The following is a 3990-nucleotide window of genomic DNA, read 5'->3' on the forward strand; positions in this document are numbered from 1 at the left end:
AGGCGCGCGAGGCGCGCGGAGAGGCGCCCGAGCCGGGCAGCCGCGAGGCGGTGCGCGCCGAGCGCAACGCCGACAAGCGCGCGCTCGACGAGGCGTTGGAGGGCGCGCGGGAGGAGGACCTGCTCACTCAGATCCGCAGCGAGGTGCTGAGCATCCGCCCGCAGGCCGCCATAGAGCCCGTCCGGCTGGAGCGCATCAGACCGCGGACCCTGATCAGCATGATCGCCGGGGCGCTCGCGGTGTACTTCCTGCTGTCCCAGATCGTCCACATCAACTTCGCCGACTTCCTCACCAACGCCGAGTGGGGCTGGGTGGCGGTGGCGGCGCTGCTCTCCGCGCTCACCTATCCGGCGGCGGCACTCAGCCTGCTCGGGTTCGTCCCGGAGAAGGTGCCGTTCCTGCGGACGGTGCTGGCCCAGGTCGCCGGCTCGTTCGTCAAACTAGTCGCCCCCGCGGCGGTCGGCGGTGTGGCCCTGAACACCCGCTTCCTCCAACGTGCCGGAGTGCGTCCGGGCCACGCCGTGGCCAGCGTCGGTGCCTCGCAGCTGTTCGGCCTGGGCTCGCACATCATGCTGCTGCTGTTCTTCGGCTATCTGACGGGCAAGGAGCAGGCACCGTCCATTCCGCCGTCCCGCACGGTCATCGCGGGTCTGCTGACCGTTGCGGTGCTGGCGCTGGTGGTCACCGCGATCCCGGGCCTGCGCAACTTCGTCGTCACCCGGGTCCGCTCGCTGTTCGCCGGGGTGGTGCCGCGCATGCTGGACGTGGTGCAGCGGCCGCGCAAGCTGCTCGCGGGGCTCGGCGGCATGGTGCTGCTGACGCTCGCCTTCGTGATGTGCCTGGACGCGTCGATCCGGGCGTTCGGCGGCGAGGCCAGCTTCGCCGTGGTCGCCGTGGTGTTCCTGGCCGGCAACGCGCTGGGATCCGCCGCCCCGACCCCCGGCGGGCTGGGTGCGGTGGAGGGCGCGCTGTTCGCGGGCCTGACCACCATCGGCAAGCTGGACGCCGCAACCGCCACCTCGGCGGTGCTGCTCTTCCGGGTACTCACCTTCTGGTTCCCGGTGCTGCCCGGCTGGCTCGCCTTCACCCGCCTCACCCAGCGCAAGGCGCTGTAGGGGCGCGACGGGCATCGTGCCCCGGGCGGGCAGCCGGGGCGGTGGCGGCCTGCCGAGAGCTCCGATATCCGGAGGCCCTTCGATCGACCACCGCGTAGTGTCCGCCGGATGACGCTTTCTCATGACGTGGCCGGAGACGGTCCTGTGGTGGTACTGCTGCACTCCGGGGTCTGCGACCGGCGGATGTGGGACCCGCAGTGGTCCGCCCTGATCGGCGCCGGCTACCGGCTGGTGCGCTGCGACCTTCGGGGCTTCGGTGAGACGCCCGCGCCGGACCGGCCGTACAGCGACGCCGAGGACGTGCTGGCCCTCCTGAACGGTCTGGGCGTCGCGCAGGTGGCGCTGGTGGGGTCCTCGTACGGTGGCCAGGTCGCACTGGAGATCGCCGCGCGCCGACCGGACCGGGTGAGCGCCGTCGCCTTGCTCTGCTCCGCCCTGCCGGGCCATGAACCTTCAGCCGAGCTGAACGCGCTCGGGGAGCGGGAGGAAGCGCTGATCGAGGCGGGCGACATCACCGGAGCGACGGAACTGATGGTCGAGACGTGGCTCGGCCCGGACGCCGACGAGACCGCCCGCGAGGCGGTACGCCGCATGCAGCGGCTCGCCTTCGAGGTGCAGCTGGCAGCCGCTGAGGAGTTCGAGCCGGTCGAGACCGCGGTCGATCTGTCGGCGGTCAGCGCGCCCTCCCTGATCGTGTCGGGCGGCCATGACCTGGCGGACTTCCGGGAGATCGCTGCCCGACTGCCGCAACTGCTCGCGAACGCCGACCACGTGGAACTGCCGTGGGCGGGCCACCTTCCCAGCCTGGAGCGGCCGTCAGCCGTCACCGATCTGCTGATCGAGTTCCTCGGCAAGCGGGCCCCGACCGGCTGAGCGGCGCTCGCGACCCGCGCCCCGCGACCGGGTGCCGCCGTGACCGTGCGGCTGGGCACGTACGGCGGCGTACCGTGACGAGGTGGCAGACGAAGACCTGGGGAGGACCCTGCGCCGCTTGCGCCGCCTGGCCTCCCTGACGCAGGAGGAACTGGCCGAGCGCTCCGGCGTGTCCGTCGACGTGATCCGCCAGCTCGAACAGCGGCGCAAGCACTCGGCCCGCCTGCCCACGCTGCACGCCCTGGCCGACGGTCTCGGCGTGGAACTGACCACGCTCCTGGGTGACCCGCCTGCGGTCTCCTCCTCGGGCGAGAACGACGGCCCCCGCTTCGTCGCCGTACGCCGTGCCGTCATGCCCGTGCGCTGGGGACCGGAGCCGGAGCCGCCGGGGCCCGGCTTCTCGCTGGACGACCTCCGCGAGCGGATCGCGGACGGCTGGACGCGGTACCACGCCGCCGAGTTCGACACGGTGATGAAGGCGCTGCCGGACCTGCTCTCCGACGCCCGCACCGCCACGGCATCGGGCAACGACGGGGAACGCAGGGCCGGTCACGCGGCCCTGGGCAAGGCGCTCCAGCTCGCCGGACACGTCGCCGTACGGATGGGCAAGACCGACCTGGCCCTGACGAGCCTGGAACGCGCCATGGACGCTGCGGCTCGGTCCTCCGATCCGCTGCTCCTCCCGATGATCGTCAACTCCACGGCGTGGGCCTACCAGCGGCAGGGCCGCCTGGAGGACGCGTTGAGCATCGCCCTCCGCGCCGCCGACGAGATGCCGGACGCGGTCCGCGACGGGACAGCCGACGGCCTGAAGGTGTGGGGCGCGCTGACCATGAGCGCCGCCACGTCGGCTGCGCGGAGCGGCGACTACGAGCGCGCGGCGGTGATGATGGAAACGGCGGAGAAGGAAGCCGCCCGCGTCTCGGGGCTGCCCGACGGCGGCGACAACCGCATGGTCAGCGTGTTCAGCCCGTCATCGGTCCGCATCGAACGAGTCCGTCTCGCGGTGCAGTACGGGCACCCGCAGGACGCCCTGGCGCTGGCCAAGGGCATGCGGCTGAGCAAGGACACCCCGCCGTCCTGGCGGACGTGGCTGCTGCTGGACGTGGCACGGGCCCACGCGGACATCGGGGATGCCGCGGGGGCCGTGAAGACCCTGGAGTCCCTGCGCCGGGTGGCGCCGACGTGGATGCGGCACCACACGCTGGCCGTGGCCATAGTGCGCGACCTGTGGTCGCTCCCCCGACATCCCCCGGGCCTCCGGCCGTTGGCGGAGTTCCTCGGGGTCACCGAATAGCGTGCCGAAACTGGGACGTTGCGTCCCTGTAACCGTCTCGGGCATGGCGCTTGCATGAGCGGACAGCGCCCCGGCGACCGTGCGACCGGTCCCGGGGCTCGGCCGATCTGAGAGAGCAGACCGACATGCCGCAACCTACCGCGCGCTCCCGCTCCACCGGCTCCCCGGGGTACAGCGAGACACTCCCCCGTCGGCCCGAGAGCGCCGCGGCCGCCCGGCGCCTGCTGCGCGTCGCGCTGGCTGTCTGGGACCTGGCCGACCTGGCCGAGGACGGCACCGTGATCGTCTCCGAGCTGGTGTCCAACGCCGTCCGGCACGCTCGGAGGGAGTCCGTCCGAGTCGTCATCGACCGGCCCGGCCCGGCACGCGTACGCATCGGCGTCGTCGACTTCTCCAAGGCCCGCCCGGTGCGCAGGAACCCCGGTGCCGAGGACGAAAGCGGGCGCGGCATCGCGCTTGTCAGGGAACTGGCGGAGGCATGGGGGACCGAACTGCTGCCGTGGGGCAAGCATGTGTGGGCGGAGCTGCACGGAAGGTTCGAGGGGGACGCATGCGAGCGGCGATCCGGGCCTGGGCCTGGGAGCCGGGCCCTGGAGCCGGACGCCGTACCGACGGCGTAGGTGAGGGAGTAGGCGGCGTGCGGGGAGGCGCCTGAGCCCCGGAGGGCTCCGCGCCGGCCCGCCCGGTCACCCGGACGCGCCGCAC

General features: G+C 72.8%; 3 protein-coding genes and 1 pseudogene. All 4 read left to right on the forward strand.

From position 1 onward, the window contains the following. On the forward strand, positions 1-1115 hold a 1115-nt coding region (locus tag ACYVE9_RS18085), incomplete at its 5' end, for a lysylphosphatidylglycerol synthase transmembrane domain-containing protein (protein ID WP_461028921.1). 108 nt (positions 1116-1223) lie between these two features. Beyond that, positions 1224-1988: an alpha/beta fold hydrolase gene (locus ACYVE9_RS18090; RefSeq protein ID WP_461028922.1), complete on the forward strand. Its 765-nt coding sequence runs from the start codon at positions 1224-1226 to the stop codon at positions 1986-1988. An 82-nt stretch (positions 1989-2070) separates the two neighbouring features. Then, positions 2071-3285 (forward strand): helix-turn-helix domain-containing protein, encoded by a 1215-nt coding sequence (locus ACYVE9_RS18095; RefSeq protein ID WP_461028923.1) that lies wholly within the window; start codon positions 2071-2073, stop codon positions 3283-3285. Between the two features lie 125 nt (positions 3286-3410). After that, positions 3411-3821 (forward strand): annotated as a pseudogene (locus ACYVE9_RS18100) (ATP-binding protein); the annotation flags it as partial. Between the last annotated feature and the right edge of the window lie 169 nt (positions 3822-3990).

The organism is Streptomyces sparsus (genome assembly GCF_054776295.1).